Origin of the sequence: Saccharothrix sp. 6-C (assembly GCF_016695385.1) — a bacterium.
Lineage (GTDB): Bacteria > Actinomycetota > Actinomycetes > Mycobacteriales > Pseudonocardiaceae > Actinosynnema > Actinosynnema texasense.
In genome coordinates this window covers 1,757,634-1,771,553 of sequence record NZ_CP064192.1, presented here as the reverse complement: position 1 = coordinate 1,771,553, position 13,920 = coordinate 1,757,634, and the positions used below count along the sequence as shown (strand labels likewise).

The following is a 13,920-nucleotide window of genomic DNA, read 5'->3' as shown; positions in this document are numbered from 1 at the left end:
TTCGACGTGTCCACTCACGAGCACCGCGATAACCCGGACAACTCGACCAACCCGGATCTTTCCGGATCTGCGAACGATGTCGTGCAGGCCCGCGACGTGCACGGCGGCGTGCACTTCCACAGCACTCGGCGACCAGGGCGGAATTCGCCCGTGCCGAAACAGCTGCCCGGTGATGTGCACTACTTCGTCAACCGAGGCGCGGAAATCACCAAGCTCAACCAGTTCGCGACCTCCGAAAGCCGGACGAACGCCCACGGGGCCGTCTCCGTCATAGTCATCACCGGGACAGCGGGCGTAGGCAAGACTTCGCTGGCGCTGCACTGGGCACATCAAGTCCGCGACCAGTTCCCCGATGGTCAGCTCTACGTCAACCTGCGTGGTTACGACCCGGGACAACCCATCACCCCGGGGCAAGCGCTCGACAGGTTCCTCCGGGCCCTGGGCGTGCCCGCCTCCGCCATTCCCACCGATGTGGAGACCGCCGCCGAGGCGTACCGGTCGATCATCGCCGACCAGCGCATCCTCATCGTCCTCGACAACGCGGCCAACCTCGCCCAGGTGCGGCCCCTGCTGCCCGGCACCGCGTCCTGCCTCGTCCTGGTGACCAGCCGCAGCCGGCTCTCCGGCCTCGCGGTCTGGAGCGGCGCCCAGAAGGTGTTCGTGGACGTCTTCCCGGAGGACGAGGCGGTCAACCTCCTGGTCACCACCACCAGCGATCACCGCAGCCACGACAGCGTCGGCGACCTGGTCCAGCTGGCGAGGCTCTGCGCTCGCCTCCCGCTCGCGCTCCGCATCGCGGCCGAGCGGGCCGCGAGCCGGCCGCGCATGCCGTTGGGTGAGCTGGTCAGGGACCTGCGCAACGAGTCGACCCTGTGGGACGCGCTCGCCACCGACGACGGAGCGGGGGAAACGATCCGAAGTGTCTTCGCCTGGTCCTACCGCGCCCTTCCCGCCGATGTCGCCAAGCTCTTCAGGTCACTGGGCATGCATCCCGGCCTGGATTTCGACTCGTCCTCCGCAGCCGCCTTGTCGGGCTTCTCGCCGGACCACGTGCGGCAGTTGATGGACGTCCTGGTCGGCGCGCACCTGGTCGAGCAGACGGGGAGCGACCGGTACCAGTTCCACGACTTGCTGAAGGTCTACGCGGTCAGCGAGGCCAACCGGGACGAGACACCCGAAGAACGCGCGGCTGCCTTGCACCGGCTCCTGGCGTGGTTCCTGCGGTCCGCCCACGCGGCGGCTTCCGCCATAGACTCCCACTTCCGCTCCCCCGCACTTCCCGAGTTCCCCTTCACCGTCCACGCGCGGACCTTCCGCGACCTGGACGACGCAATCGACTGGTACCACTCAGAGGCGCCCAACCTCGTCGCCGTCACCAAGGCAGCGGCCCGGATCGAGGAGTACGACCTCGCCTGGCGGTTGTCCGCGGTCCTGCGCAAGATCTACGCCTTCCACAATCCCGTCGAGGACTGGATCACCGTCGCCACGATCGGCCTCTCCGCAGCGAGGAAGAGCGGGGACCCGGCCGGCGAGGCGGACAACCTGGACAGCCTCGGCATGGCCTACGCGCAGTCCGGGAAGCCGGACCGGGGCCTGGACCTGCACCTCGCCGCCTTGGAGTTGTGGAGCGCGGTGGCGGACCCGCACGGCCAAGCCGTGTGCCACAACTCCATAGGCCTGATCCACCTGCGCGCCCGTCGACTGCATCAGGCCAACGACCACTTCACGAGCTGCCTCGACCTCGTGCGGCAGCTGCGTGACCGCCGTTGGGAGGGGATCGCCCTCGGCAACATCGGCAACACCTTGCAGTACCTGGGACGGACCGACGAAGCCCTGCCCCTGGTCGAGCAGGCGCTCGAGATCCATCGTGAGACCGGGAACAGGGTCAGCGAAGGCGGCTCCCTCATCGTGCTGGGCGCGATCAACCAGGCGCTGGGCAACCACCACCAAGCGCTCGCCGACGTCCGATCCGCGGTCGAGATCAGCCGGGAGCTCAAGAGTTCGGCACGGGAGAGCTTCGGTCTCCTGCACCTCGGTCAGCTCGAAATAGAGGTCGGTCGCCCCGAGGACGCCCTCGTGACGTTCCAGCGGGCGGCCGTGCTGCTGCGACAGCTCCGCGACCGCAACCGCGAGGCTCAAGCCTTCGACGGCACCGGGCGCGCCTATCGGGAACTCGGGCGCCCGGCGGAGGCCCTCGACTTCCACCGACGGGCTGTGCAGTTGCACCGGGATTCGAACGACCAGTGGCAATTGGCGCTCGCGCTCGACCAACTGGCGGTCACGTTGGACGCCGACGGGGACCGGCAGGCGGCGCTGCGCCACTGGGGCGAGGCACGAAGACTTCTCGATCCGTACCAGAATGCGCAGGCTGCCGAGATACGCGCCAGGATCGATCCCCTGCTGCCGAATTAGCCCTCGACCCGGAAGCGACATTTCATGCGGATAGCGTTGATCGCCGCGAGGGCACAGGTCTTCCACACCCTCCACACCACTTGCGTGCAATCGGGCCACACCCCCGTCGCATACGTTTACGCGCGCTCCGCGCGCCCCGGTTCTCCGCACTCACCCATTGCCACGACGAGGATCTCCGAAATAGTCGAGTCCAGCCCTCCGGGCATGGACGTCATCCTGCCCGGCAAGACTGCCGGGATCACCAAGGCGCTTTCCGGCTACGACCTGGACCTCATCGTGGTGTACGGGCTGCCGTGGCGGCTGCCGCGCCCCGTCCTGGAAATACCCCGCCACGGCGCCGTCAACGTCCACGCTTCATCCCTGCCGAAGTACCGAGGCCCCATCCCGGTGCACTGGGCGATCCGCAACGGCGACCCCGACTTCGGGGTGACCATCCACCGGATGACCGAGGCGTTCGACAGCGGCAACGTCCTGGCAGCCAAGCACGGGATCGCCCTCGCCGAGGACCAGACGTTCGTCGACGCGTCGACGAAGATCGAGTCAGCCGCGCGTGAACTGCTCGGCACAGCGTTGGCACGCGTTGCCGACGGGGATCCGGGCGAGCCTCAGGACGAGCGCCTCGCCTCGCACGCGGGCTGGATGGAGCCCGAGTTCTCGTCGGTCGACTGGTCTTGGACGCCGACGAGGATCCACAACCAAGTGCGCACCTTCCGCTACGGCATGGCCACCGGACCGGGGCCTCTCGCACAGGTCGACGGCCGGGTCGTCAGGGTGTTGAAGACCAGTCTCACCGAGGACGAGCGCGGCATCGAAGTCGCCTGCGCGGGTGGCTCGATCTGGCTGACCGAGTGGGAGGACGCGCCGCGGTCCGCCGATCAGGTCACACCGTCAGCAGGGCGTTGACCTCGTGGCCGACCAGCCGCTCACGGCCGCCCAGGCCCGGGATCTCCAGCACCACCGACACGCCCGTCACGACACCGCCGGCCCGTTCGACCAGCTCGCACGCCGCGGCGGCCGTGCCGCCGGTCGCCAGCACGTCGTCCACCACGACCACGTGCTGACCGGGCACCACGGCCTCCGCCGGCAGCTCCAGCGTGGCCGTGCCGTACTCCAGGTCGTAGGTCACCCGGTGGGCCACCGCGGGCAGCTTGCCCGGCTTCCGCAACGGCACGACGCCGTAGTGCCAGCCGTACCCCAGAGCGGCGCCCAGCAGGAATCCCCGCGACTCGATCGCGGCCACTACCTGGGTGTCGGGGTGGATCTTGTCCTGCAGGGCGTCGACCACGGCGCGCAGCGCGTCCGGGTCGGCGAGGACCGGCGTGAGGTCCCGGAAGACGACCCCCGGCAGGGGGAAGTCCGGGACCTCACGCAGCAGCCCTAGGGCGCGGTCGAGCTTCAACGGTGCTTCTTGCCCGTCGGGCGGCGACGCGTGTCGGTCGACTTGCCGGTGCGCGCGGGCACACCCGCCGCGGCCGCCATGGCCTTCTCCTTGCGCAGCTCGGCCTGCAACGACTCGTCGTCGGTCGACTCGACGATGTCGCCACCGCTGAGCACCTCGGCGGTCGCCTCGCCGGCGGCGGCCTTGCGGGCCAGGTTGTCCCGACGCGCCTGCACCCGGGCGGCCTGCGCCTTGTACCGGGCGTCGCGCATCTTCAGGTCCACCGCGACCGGGGTCGCGATGTAGATGGACGACAGCGCGCCGATGATGATGCCGGTGAGCTGCACCAGCGCCAGGTCCTTCAGGGTGCCGACGCCGAGCAGCCCGACGCCGATCGCCAGCAGGCCCAGCACCGGCAGCACCGCGATCAACGACGTGTTGATCGAGCGCATCAGGGTCTGGTTGACCGCCAGGTTCGCGGCCTCGCCGTAGGTGCGGCGGGTGAGGCCGAGCAGGCCGCGGGTGTTCTCCCGGACCTTGTCGAACACCACCACCGTGTCGTACAGCGAGAAACCGAGGATGGTGAGCAGGCCGATCACCGTCGCCGGCGAGACCTCGAAGCCGACGATGGAGTACACGCCGGCCGTGATCAGCACGTCGTGCAGCACCGCGACGAGCGCGGCGATCGCCATCGACAGCTCGAAGTACAGCGCCAGGAAGATCATCACCGCGATGAAGAACACGATGAGCGCGATCAGCGCCTGGCTGGTGATCTCACCGCCCCACGAGGCGGACACGGCGCTGTCGCTGATGGCGTCGACGCCGCCGTTGGGCTGGAGGTCGTCGTTCAGCGTGGTCTTGAGCTTCAGGACCTCGTCGGCGTTCAGCGTCTCCGACCGGATCTGGATGGTCGCCGCGTCACCGGTGCCGACGGTCTGCGTGGCGGCCGGCTCCTTGCCGACGGCCTTCTCGAACGACGCCTTGGCCTCTTCGACGCCGATCGTCCCGGAGGAGCTGATCGCGGGCATCTGGATGCGCGTGCCGCCGGTGAAGTCGATGCCCAGGTTGAAGCCCCGGAACACGATCGACCCGATGCAGATCAGCAGGATCAGGCCGAACACCAGGTACCAGCGCTTGCGCTTGCCGACGATGTCGAACGCGCCGTTGCCGACGTAGAGCCGCTGGAAAACGTTGCGCTTCTTCGTCTCGGCCACGTCAGACCTCCTTCACAGCGGTGCTCTTCGCACCCGACAGCGCGCGGTCGTCGACCGAGGCCTGGACGGCGCCGCCGAGGCCCGAGAGCTTCGGGTTGGACAGGCGCTTCGACTTCGAGATCATGCTGACCAGCGGGTGGGTGACCAGGAAGACCACGACCAGGTCCAGCACGGTCGACATGCCGAGGGTGAACGCGAAGCCCTTCACCTGGCCGACGGCGAGCACGTACAGGATGGCCGCGGCGAGGAAGCTGACCATGTCCGCGGACAGGATCGTGCGCCGCGAGCGGACCCAGGCGCGCGGCACCGCGGACCGGAACGACCGGCCCTCGCGCATCTCGTCCTTCAACCGTTCGAAGAACACGACGAACGAGTCCGCGGTGATACCGATCGACACGATGAAACCGGCGATGCCCGCGAGGTCGAGGGTGAACCCGATCCAGCGGCCGAGCAGCACCAGCACCGCGTAGACGATCACGCCGGACAGGACGAGCGACAGGATCGTCAGCACGCCGAGCAGGCGGTAGTAGAACAGGCAGTACACGAACACCAGCGCGAGGCCGATGCCGCCCGCGATCAGGCCGGCCTCCAGCGAGGCGAGGCCCAGCGTCGCGGACACGGTCTCAGCCTCGGAGGCCTCGAACGACAGCGGCAGCGAGCCGTACTTGAGCACGTTGGCGAGGCTGTTCGCCTCGGCCTGGGTGAACTTGCCGCTGATCTGCGTCGAACCGCCGAGGATGGGCTCGTTGATGTTCGGCGCGGACACGACCTGGGTGTCGAGCACGACGGCGACCTGCTGCGAGACGTTCGCCGAGGTGAACTTGCCCCACTTGTCGCCGCCCTCGCCCTTGAAGGTCAGGTCGACCACGAAGCCCGCGCCCTGCGGGTCGGTGCCGGACACCGCGTTGTCGATGTCCTCGCCGCTCAGCCGCGAGTACAGGCTGAAGTCGTCGTCCTTGACGCTGCCGTCGGTCGGCGGGGTGACCGGGGCCAGCACGTACTTCTCGGTGCGGTCCTGGTCGCAGGTCAGCAGCGGCAGCGCCGGGTCGTCGTTGCCGATCAGCGGGTCGACCGCGGGGCAGGTGAACGCGGCGAGCGCCTGGGACACGGTCTGCGCGTCCAGCGTGGTCAGCTGCGGGTCCTGCCGGCAGGTGCGGGACTCCTCGATCGCCTTGGTGGGGTCGTCGGAGTACTGGCCCTGGAAGACCGCGCGGCAGTCGACCTGCGACTCGGCGGGCGGCTGCTCACCGGCGGGCGCGTTCGGGTCCACCGGCGCGTTCGGGTCCGCGGCCGGCGGGGTCGTCGTCTCCGGCTGGGCCTCGAACGCCGGGGCGGGGCGGCCCTGGGCGGTCGTGGTCGGCGCGGCGGAGCCGGCGGACTCGGTCGGCGCGGCCGAACCGGTCGTGGTCGGCACGGCCGAGCCCGACACGGACGGCGTCGCGCTGTCGGACGGCGCGGGCTCCGGCGCGTTGGGCACCGGCGAGCCGATGACCTTGCGGAAGTTGAGCTTCGCCGTCTGGCCGAGGCGCTTGGCGCCCTCGCTGTCGGAGCCGGGGACCGTGATCACCAGGTTGGTGCCGTCCCGGATGACCTCGGGGCCGGCCACACCGAGACCGTTTACCCGGGTCTCGATGAGGGTACGTGCCTGGTTGAGGGACTCCTCCGAGGGCGTTTTCCCATCAGGAGCCCGGGCGGTCAGCGTGACACGGGTGCCACCCTGCAGGTCGATGCCGAGCTTGGGGGTCGCCTTGCCGTTCCCGGTGAAGAACACCAGGGAGTACAGCGCGACCACGATGAGGACAAATGCGCCCAGGTACTTCGCGGGGCGGATTTGCCCGGCCGGAGGTGCCACGGTCCGTCCGTCTCCTGATAGTTGACAAGGTCAGCGAGGCCGCAGCGTACCCCTGATGGTGTGAGCTGCGCGTCACTGCCTGGAGTCGGCACGTTGACAGTTGCCGGCTCCAGGCGAGGCCTCCGCTGGTTACTTCTGGTTACTTCTTGCTCTCCTGCTGTGCGCGTTCGACGTCCGCGGTCTCGTCCACGACGTCGACGTCCTCGACGTCGTCCACGACCGCGTCGGACTCGGTGTCCACGACAACCTTCTCGCGGATGGCCTGGCGCAGCCAAGTGGTGATGACACCGTCGGCGATCTCGAGCTCGATCGTGTTGTCGTCGTCGTTCACGCCGGCCACCGTCGCGTACAGCCCGGAGGTGGTCATGACCCGGTCACCCGGCTCCAGCGAGTTCAGCAGCGCCTGCTGTTCGGCGACGGCCCGCTTCTGCTTGCGGGCGCTGAGGAACAGCGGCACCGCGAGCAGCACGAGCAGCAGCGGGAACATCAAGGAGGACAGGTCCATCATTCTCCGATCAACCGGACGGGGCGGGCGCGATCAGCGCCCGGTACGTCCGAATTTCTGGGATGCCTCCGCCGATTGTGCCAGGTGAGTCATCCCGATCACTCGGTGGCGTCGTCGAACAGGGATCGGGTCGCCTCCCCCGGCGCCCGGGGCGGCGGCTGCAGGCCGAGGTGCAACCAGGCCGTCGCGGTGGCGACCCGGCCACGCGGCGTGCGCGCCAGCATGCCCGCCCGGACCAGGTACGGCTCGCAGACCTCCTCGACCGTGGTGGGTTCCTCACCCACCGCGACGGCCAGCGTGGAGACGCCGACGGGTCCGCCGCCGAACGAACGGACCAACGCGTCCAGGACCGCCCGGTCCAACCGGTCCAGGCCCAGCTCGTCCACGTCGTAGACCTTCAGGGCGTCGCGGGCGACCTCCAGGGTCACCGCGCCGTCCGCGCGCACCTCTGCGTAGTCCCGAACCCGCCGGAGCAGGCGGTTCGCGATGCGGGGCGTGCCGCGCGACCGGCCCGCGATCTCCCGGCCGCCGTCCTCGCGCAGGTCGACGCCGAGGATGCCGGCGGACCGGCGGATGATCAGTTCCAGCTCTCCGGGGCTGTAGAACTCCATGTGCCCGGTGAAGCCGAACCGGTCGCGCAGCGGCCCGGTCAGCGCGCCGGACCGGGTGGTGGCGCCGACCAGCGTGAACGGGGCGATGTCGAGCGGGATGCTGGTCGCTCCCGGCCCCTTGCCGACGACCACGTCGACCCGGAAGTCCTCCATCGCCAGGTACAGCATCTCCTCGGCGGGCCGGGCCATCCGGTGGATCTCGTCGATGAACAGCACGTCGCCCTCGACCAGGTTCGACAGCATCGCGGCCAGGTCGCCCGCGCGTTCGAGGGCGGGGCCGGAGGTGATGCGCAGCGACGCGCCCAGCTCGGCGGCGATGATCATGGCGAGGCTGGTCTTGCCCAGCCCGGGAGGGCCGGACAGCAGCACGTGGTCGGGGGGCGAGCCGCGTTGCATCGCGCCCTGCAGGACGAGTTCGAGCTGTTCGCGAACCTTCGGCTGGCCGACGAACTCGTGCAGGTCCTTCGGCCGCAGCGTGGTCTCGAGGTCCCGCTCGGTCGGGTCGGGCAGCGGGTTGAGGGTGTCGTCCTCGTCGAAGTTCATCGCTTGCGGCCCAGGGTGGCCAGGGAGCGGCGGAGGACCTCGGACGTGCCCAGCGCGCCGTCGGCGGCCAGCACGGCGTCCACGGCCTGCTCGGCCTGCTTGGCCGGGAAGCCGAGGCCGAGCAGCGCCTCGGTGACCTGGGTCCGGACGACCTGGCCGGTGTCGCCGGCGGCGGTCGGGGCGGCGGCGAGTTGGCCGACCTTGTCGCGCAGCTCGATGATCAGGCGCTCGGCGCCCTTGCGGCCGATGCCGGGCACCTGGGTGAGCACGGTGATGTTGCCCTCGGCGAGGGCGGCGCGCAGCTTGTCCGGCTCCAGCACGGCCAGCGTCGCCAGCGCCAGCCGCGGCCCGATCCCGGACACGGTCTGGAGCAGGCCGAACAGCTCGCGGGCGTCGGTGTCGGCGAAGCCGAACAGGGTCAGCGAGTCCTCGCGCACCACGAGCGCCGTGGCCAGTTGGGTCTCTTCGCCGCGGCGCAGCGTGGCCAGCGTGGCGGGGGTGGCCTGCACGGCGTAGCCGATGCCGCCGACCTCGACGACGACGTGGTCGAGCCCGATGGACAGCACCTGCCCGCGCAGTGACGAGATCACTGGGTCTTCCCTCCGGTGTTCGCGGCCTCGGCCGACGCGACGTCGGTCGAGGCGACCTCCGCCGCCGCGGCCTCGGCCGGGACGGCTTCGGTCGAGACGGCCTCGCCCGAGACGGCCTTGGCCGACGTGGCTCCGGTCGACGCGGCCCTGGTCGAGACGGTCCTGGTCGAGAGGGCCTTGGCCGACGCGGCCCCGGTCGGCGTGGCCGCCGCGGCCTTGGCCCGCGCCGTCGGCCGGGTGGCCGTCGGCGTGGCCGGTGCCTTCGCACCCGCCTGCGCCAGTCTCGCGCGGTGCGTCCGGGCGATCTCAGCCGCCCTCGCCTGCGCCTCCTCCAGGCGTGACCGCATGGGTGCGCGCCACAGGTGGCAGATGGCCAGCGCGAGCGCGTCGGCGGCGTCGGCGGGCTTCGGCGCGGTCTTCAGCCCGAGCAGCTTGGTGACCATGGCGGTGACCTGGGCCTTGTCCGCCCGGCCGGAGCCGGTGACGGCGGCCTTGACCTCGCTCGGCGTGTGGAACACGACCGGCAGGCCGCGGCGGGCCGCCGACAGCGCCACCACGCCGCCCGCCTGCGCGGTGCCCATCGCGGTGCGCACGTTGTGCTGGCTGAACACCCGCTCGATGGCCACCACCTGCGGCTCGTAGCGATCGAGCCACCGCTCGACCGCGTCGGAGAGCTGGAGCAGCCGCAGCGCCAGGTCCTCGTCCGCCGGCGTGCGCACCACGTCCACCGCGATCGGCCGCACCGTCCGGCCCGGACCGCCGTCGACCACCCCGAACCCGCACCGGGTCAGGCCGGGGTCGACTCCGAACACGCGCACGCTGGTCCTCTCAGCCGCTCAACCGCCGGTCGACGCCGACGAACACCAGTTCGAAACCTTAGAGGGTGATCACGACGACCGGCCCGGTGACACGCGCACAGCCCGGTCCGCCGACAGGCGCACCGCCCGGCTCGGTGACCACGCGGACGGTGACGAAGAGGCACCCCCAGATCGACACAGCGTCACGGGGTCATTACAGTGGCTCGGTCAACTGATCGACTCCAGTGGCGGCATGAGCGGGGTGCCATGACCCTGAGGCGGTTCGGCGTCGTCTCCGGTGCCGTCTGCGCCCTGGTCTTCGGCCTCGTCTGCCTCGTCGTCTCCGGGGTGTTCGACCGGCCGACGTCCGTCGCGATCGACAAGCTCACCCAGCTGCTCGCCGCGTCCGCCGCGATGGTGTCGTACTGGCGGGCCGCGCGGGTGCGGCAGGGCGTGGCGCGGCGCTGGCGGCTGTGGATGGTCGCGGCCATGGCGAGCCTGGCCGTCGGGCTGGCCGTGTGGATCTGGGGCCAGGTGATCCTCGGGGTGGCGCTGCCCTCGTCCACGCTGGCGCCGATCGGGTTCATGCTCGTGCCGGGGCTGACGCTGTGCGCGATCCTGGTGCTGGCCCACGGCGGGTCGGGCAAGCTGCCGGGCCACCGCAGCAGGCTGGTCGTCGCGCTGGACGGGCTGATCGTGGTCGGCTCGCTGTTCGTGCTCACGTGGGTGTCGCTGCTGGAGTCGATGGTCCGCGCCTGGGCCACCTCCGGCCCCGGTTTCGCGACCGTGGTGGCGCACCCGGCGGCGTACCTGGTGATGCTGGTCGTGCTGCTGGTGTCCTCGTGGACGCACCGGTCGGTGCGGCAGCTGCCGGTGCTGTTCATCGCGCTGGCGGGCCTGGCGCAGTCCGGGTCGGGCTGGGTGTTCGCGTACCTGGTGAGCAAGGGCGCGACCGCCATCCCGACGGCCGCCGACATCGGGTTCATGGTGTGCCCGGCGTTGTTCTTCCTCAGCTCGATCGCGCCGGGCAACGCCGCGCGGGAACGGGTCGGCGCGGCCCGGCTGCGCGCGGGCGAGCTGCTGCACCTGCTGGTGCCGTACCTGCCGATGCTGGTCACGGGCCTGTTCATCGTGGTCGGCACGGCGACGGGCGTGCGGCTCAACCCGCTGGAGATCTACGTCGGGCTCGGCGTGGTGCTGCTGGTGATCGCGCGGCAGCTGCTGACCCTGATCGACAACGTGAAGCTGCTGGAGCAGCTGCGGGACAGCCGCGAACGGCTGCGGCACCAGGCCTACCACGACCCGTTGACCGGCGTGCCGAACCGGGCGCTGTTCCGGGAACGGCTGGACGCGGCGCTGGCCGGGACGTCGCCGGTGGTGGTGCTGTTCATCGACGTGGACGGGTTCAAGGACGTCAACGACAACTTCGGGCACGCCGAGGGCGACGCGGTGCTGCGGATCGTGGCGTCGCGGTTGCAGGCGTGCGTGCGGTCGCAGGACGTGGTGGCGCGGCTGGGCGGCGACGAGTTCGGCGTGCTGGTCGACGGCTACCCGCAGCCGCCGGAGGAGATCGGGCGGCGGGTGCTCGACGCGCTGGACGAGCCGCACCGCACGGCGAACGGCACGCACGTGATCCGCGCGTCGATCGGCATCTCGCACCGCGAGGGGTTCGACCCGTCGTTGAGCGCCGACGACCTGCTCGGCTCGGCGGACGCGGCGATGTACACGGCGAAGCGGCTCGGCAAGGGCATGGTCGTGGTGCACGGATCGGTGGAGGCGGAACTGACGTGAACGCCGAGGACGTCATCGCGGCGCTGGGCCTGGTCGAGCTGCCGGTGGAAGGCGGGTGGTTCGGGCAGTCCTGGCGGTCGCCCGAGGCCTCCGCGATCTACTACCTGCTGCGGGAGGGCGAGTTCTCCGGCGTGCACAAGCTCGACCACCTGGAGGTCTACGCCTACCACCGCGGCGCGCCGCTGCGGATGCTGCTGCTGCACCCGGACGGCGCGGTGACCACGCCCGTGCTGGGGCCGGACCTCGCGGCGGGCCAGCGACCGCAGGTGGTGGTGCCCGCCGGGGTGTGGCAGGCCAGTGAGCCGGCCGGCGAGTGGTCGTTGGCCGGCACGGTCGTGGTGCCGCCCTACACCGACGACGTGGTCACCTTCGGCGAGGCCGACACCCTCGCGCCGCGCTACCCTTCGCACGCCGACCTGGTCCGCCGGCTCTGCCGCCGCTGACCGGCCGGCCCGGGGTCGGCCCGTCGACCGACCACCGACCGATGTCCGACCGGGGGCCGGTCAGCCCATCGTCTTCTGGCCGTCGATGGTCTCGCGGATGATGTCCGCGTGGCCGGCGTGCTGCGACGTCTCGGCGATCAGGTGCAGCACCACGCGGCGGACGGTCCACGTGGCGCCCTGCTCGAACCACGGCGCGACGGGCAGCGGGTGGGCGGTGTCCAGGTCCAGCTCCTCCAGCAGCCGCTCGGTCTTCGCCGCCGTCTCCTCGTAGTCCGCGAGCAGCCCGGCCAGCGTCTCGTGCTCGAGCATCCGGAAGCCGTTCACCCAGTCCGACTGGACGCTCTCCATCAGCTCCGCGCCGCCGACCGCGAAGCGCATCCACGCCTCTTCCACGGTGCGGACGTGCTTGATGAGGCCACCGAGGGAGAGCTCGCTCGCCGTGGGCGTCTGCCGCGCCTGCTCGTCGCTCATCCCGCGCACCGTGACGCGGAGGAACTCGCGGTGCCTGGTCAGGCTCGACCGCAGGTCGGTGAGTTCGGTCGAGAGGGTCGCGGTGGTGCTCATGGTGGTTCTGCCTTCCGTTGCGGTGATGAGACCACCCTATGAGGCATTGCGGACAACTTCCGCCCTCGATGCCGCTCCACGGTGAAGTCCACTCCTTCGAATTACGCTCGGCCCGTGGACCTCCCCGTGATGCCGCCGGTGCGGCCGATGCTCGCCAAGGCCGTGCACGCGGTGCCGCGCGAGCCCGGGCTCGTCTTCGAGCCGAAGTGGGACGGGTTCCGGTGCGTGGTGTTCCGCGACGGCGACGAGCTGGAGCTCGGCTCGCGCAACGACCGGCCGTTGACCAGGTACTTCCCCGAGGTGGTGGAGGCGCTGTCGGCGGGGTTGCCGCCGCGGTGCGTGGTGGACGGCGAGATCGTCATCGTCACGCCCGAGGGGTTGAGCTTCGACCTGCTGCAACTGCGGCTGCACCCGGCCGCGTCGCGGGTGCGCAAGCTGGCCGTCGACACGCCCGCCGGGTTCGTCGCGTTCGACCTGCTCGCGCTGGGCGACCGGGACCTGACCGGCACGCCGTTCGGCGAACGGCGGCGGCTGCTCGAAGGCGTGCTGGCCGACGTGCCGGGGCTGTACCTGACGCCCGCGACGGACGACCCCGACCAGGCCGAGGACTGGTTCACCCGGTTCGAGGGCGCGGGGTTCGACGGGGTGGTGGCCAAGCGGACCGACCTGGCCTACGAGCAGGACAAGCGGGTGATGTGGAAGGTCAAGCACGAGCGGACGGCCGACTGCGTGGTGGCCGGGTACCGGCCGCACAAGGACGGGGTCGGGGTCGGCTCGCTGCTGCTCGGGCTGTTCGACGACGCCGGGGCGCTGCACCACGTCGGCGTGGCCAGCAGCTTCACCGCCGCGCGCCGCCATGAGCTGGTGGAGGAGTTGGCGCCCTACCGGCGGGACGCGCTGGTCGGGCACCCGTGGGCGGAGTGGGCCTCGATCGACGCGGCCACGCCGGGCGCGCAGAGCCGGTGGAACCCGACCAAGACGCTGACCTGGGAGCCCCTGCGGCCGGAGCTGGTCGCCGAGGTGCGCTACGAGCACCTCCAGGCACGGCGGTTCCGGCACACGAGCAGGCTGGTCCGCTTCCGCCCGGACCGCACCCCCGAGTCGTGCACGTACGCGCAGCTCGAAGAAGTCGCGCCCGCGGAGCTGCGGGAGCTGTTCGGGAAGTAGGACGGGGCCGGTCGGGAAGTAGGACGGGACCTGTCCCACCCGTCGGGCATCCT

General features: G+C 70.8%; 12 protein-coding genes and 1 pseudogene. 5 read left to right on the top strand and 8 right to left on the bottom strand.

The genetic code is table 11. The features are described from left to right. Positions 1–6 precede the first annotated feature (6 nt). Positions 7–2,412 carry an ATP-binding protein gene (locus IOD16_RS08225; RefSeq protein ID WP_201439547.1) on the top strand — a complete coding sequence of 802 codons (2,406 nt, stop codon included), beginning with the start codon at positions 7–9 and terminating at the stop codon, positions 2,410–2,412. 24 nt (positions 2,413–2,436) lie between these two features. Continuing rightward, positions 2,437–3,315 (top strand): methionyl-tRNA formyltransferase, encoded by an 879-nt coding sequence (locus IOD16_RS08220; protein ID WP_201439546.1) that lies wholly within the window; start codon positions 2,437–2,439, stop codon positions 3,313–3,315. Here IOD16_RS08220 and IOD16_RS08215 read toward each other — a convergent pair. From IOD16_RS08215 to ruvC, 7 genes and pseudogenes are all read right to left on the bottom strand, one after another. Beyond that, positions 3,293–3,811 carry an adenine phosphoribosyltransferase gene (locus tag IOD16_RS08215; RefSeq protein WP_170185025.1) on the bottom strand — a complete coding sequence of 173 codons (519 nt, stop codon included), beginning with the start codon at positions 3,809–3,811 and terminating at the stop codon, positions 3,293–3,295. The genes IOD16_RS08220 and IOD16_RS08215 overlap by 23 nt on opposite strands. Beyond that, positions 3,808–5,004, bottom strand: a complete 1,197-nt coding sequence (secF, locus tag IOD16_RS08210) for a protein translocase subunit SecF (RefSeq protein ID WP_201439545.1) — start codon at positions 5,002–5,004, stop codon at positions 3,808–3,810. Before secF ends, IOD16_RS08215 begins: the two co-directional genes overlap by 4 nt. A gap of 1 nt (position 5,005) precedes the next feature. Then, complete coding sequence (gene secD, locus IOD16_RS08205; RefSeq protein ID WP_201439544.1) at positions 5,006–6,856, bottom strand: protein translocase subunit SecD; 1,851 nt, start codon at positions 6,854–6,856, stop codon at positions 5,006–5,008. A gap of 139 nt (positions 6,857–6,995) precedes the next feature. Next, a complete protein-coding gene (gene yajC / locus IOD16_RS08200; RefSeq protein WP_201439543.1) occupies positions 6,996–7,361 on the bottom strand; it encodes a preprotein translocase subunit YajC in 366 nt (121 codons plus the stop codon). 98 nt (positions 7,362–7,459) lie between these two features. Next, the gene (gene ruvB / locus IOD16_RS08195) at positions 7,460–8,515 is read right to left on the bottom strand and encodes a Holliday junction branch migration DNA helicase RuvB (protein ID WP_201439542.1); all 1,056 of its coding nucleotides are present in this window, start codon (positions 8,513–8,515) and stop codon (positions 7,460–7,462) included. Continuing rightward, positions 8,512–9,105: a Holliday junction branch migration protein RuvA gene (ruvA, locus tag IOD16_RS08190; RefSeq protein ID WP_123742805.1), complete on the bottom strand. Its 594-nt coding sequence runs from the start codon at positions 9,103–9,105 to the stop codon at positions 8,512–8,514. Before ruvA ends, ruvB begins: the two co-directional genes overlap by 4 nt. 239 nt (positions 9,106–9,344) lie before the next feature. After that, positions 9,345–9,923: pseudogene (gene ruvC, locus IOD16_RS08185) on the bottom strand (crossover junction endodeoxyribonuclease RuvC); the annotation flags it as partial. Positions 9,924–10,169: 246 nt separating this feature from the next. Between ruvC and IOD16_RS08180 the strand changes: the two are divergent. Next, entirely contained in the window at positions 10,170–11,693 is a 1,524-nt protein-coding gene (locus IOD16_RS08180; RefSeq protein WP_201439541.1) for a GGDEF domain-containing protein, read from the top strand. Beyond that, entirely contained in the window at positions 11,690–12,136 is a 447-nt protein-coding gene (locus tag IOD16_RS08175) for a cupin domain-containing protein (protein WP_123742807.1), read from the top strand. Before IOD16_RS08180 ends, IOD16_RS08175 begins: the two co-directional genes overlap by 4 nt. A gap of 60 nt (positions 12,137–12,196) precedes the next feature. Here the strand turns inward: IOD16_RS08175 and IOD16_RS08170 are convergent, their stop codons facing one another. Further along, the gene (locus IOD16_RS08170) at positions 12,197–12,700 is read right to left on the bottom strand and encodes a DinB family protein (protein WP_123742808.1); all 504 of its coding nucleotides are present in this window, start codon (positions 12,698–12,700) and stop codon (positions 12,197–12,199) included. Between the two features lie 114 nt (positions 12,701–12,814). Here IOD16_RS08170 and IOD16_RS08165 point away from each other — a divergent pair, with 114 nt between their 5' ends. Further along, a complete protein-coding gene (locus IOD16_RS08165; protein ID WP_201439540.1) occupies positions 12,815–13,867 on the top strand; it encodes an ATP-dependent DNA ligase in 1,053 nt (350 codons plus the stop codon). Positions 13,868–13,920 lie beyond the last annotated feature (53 nt).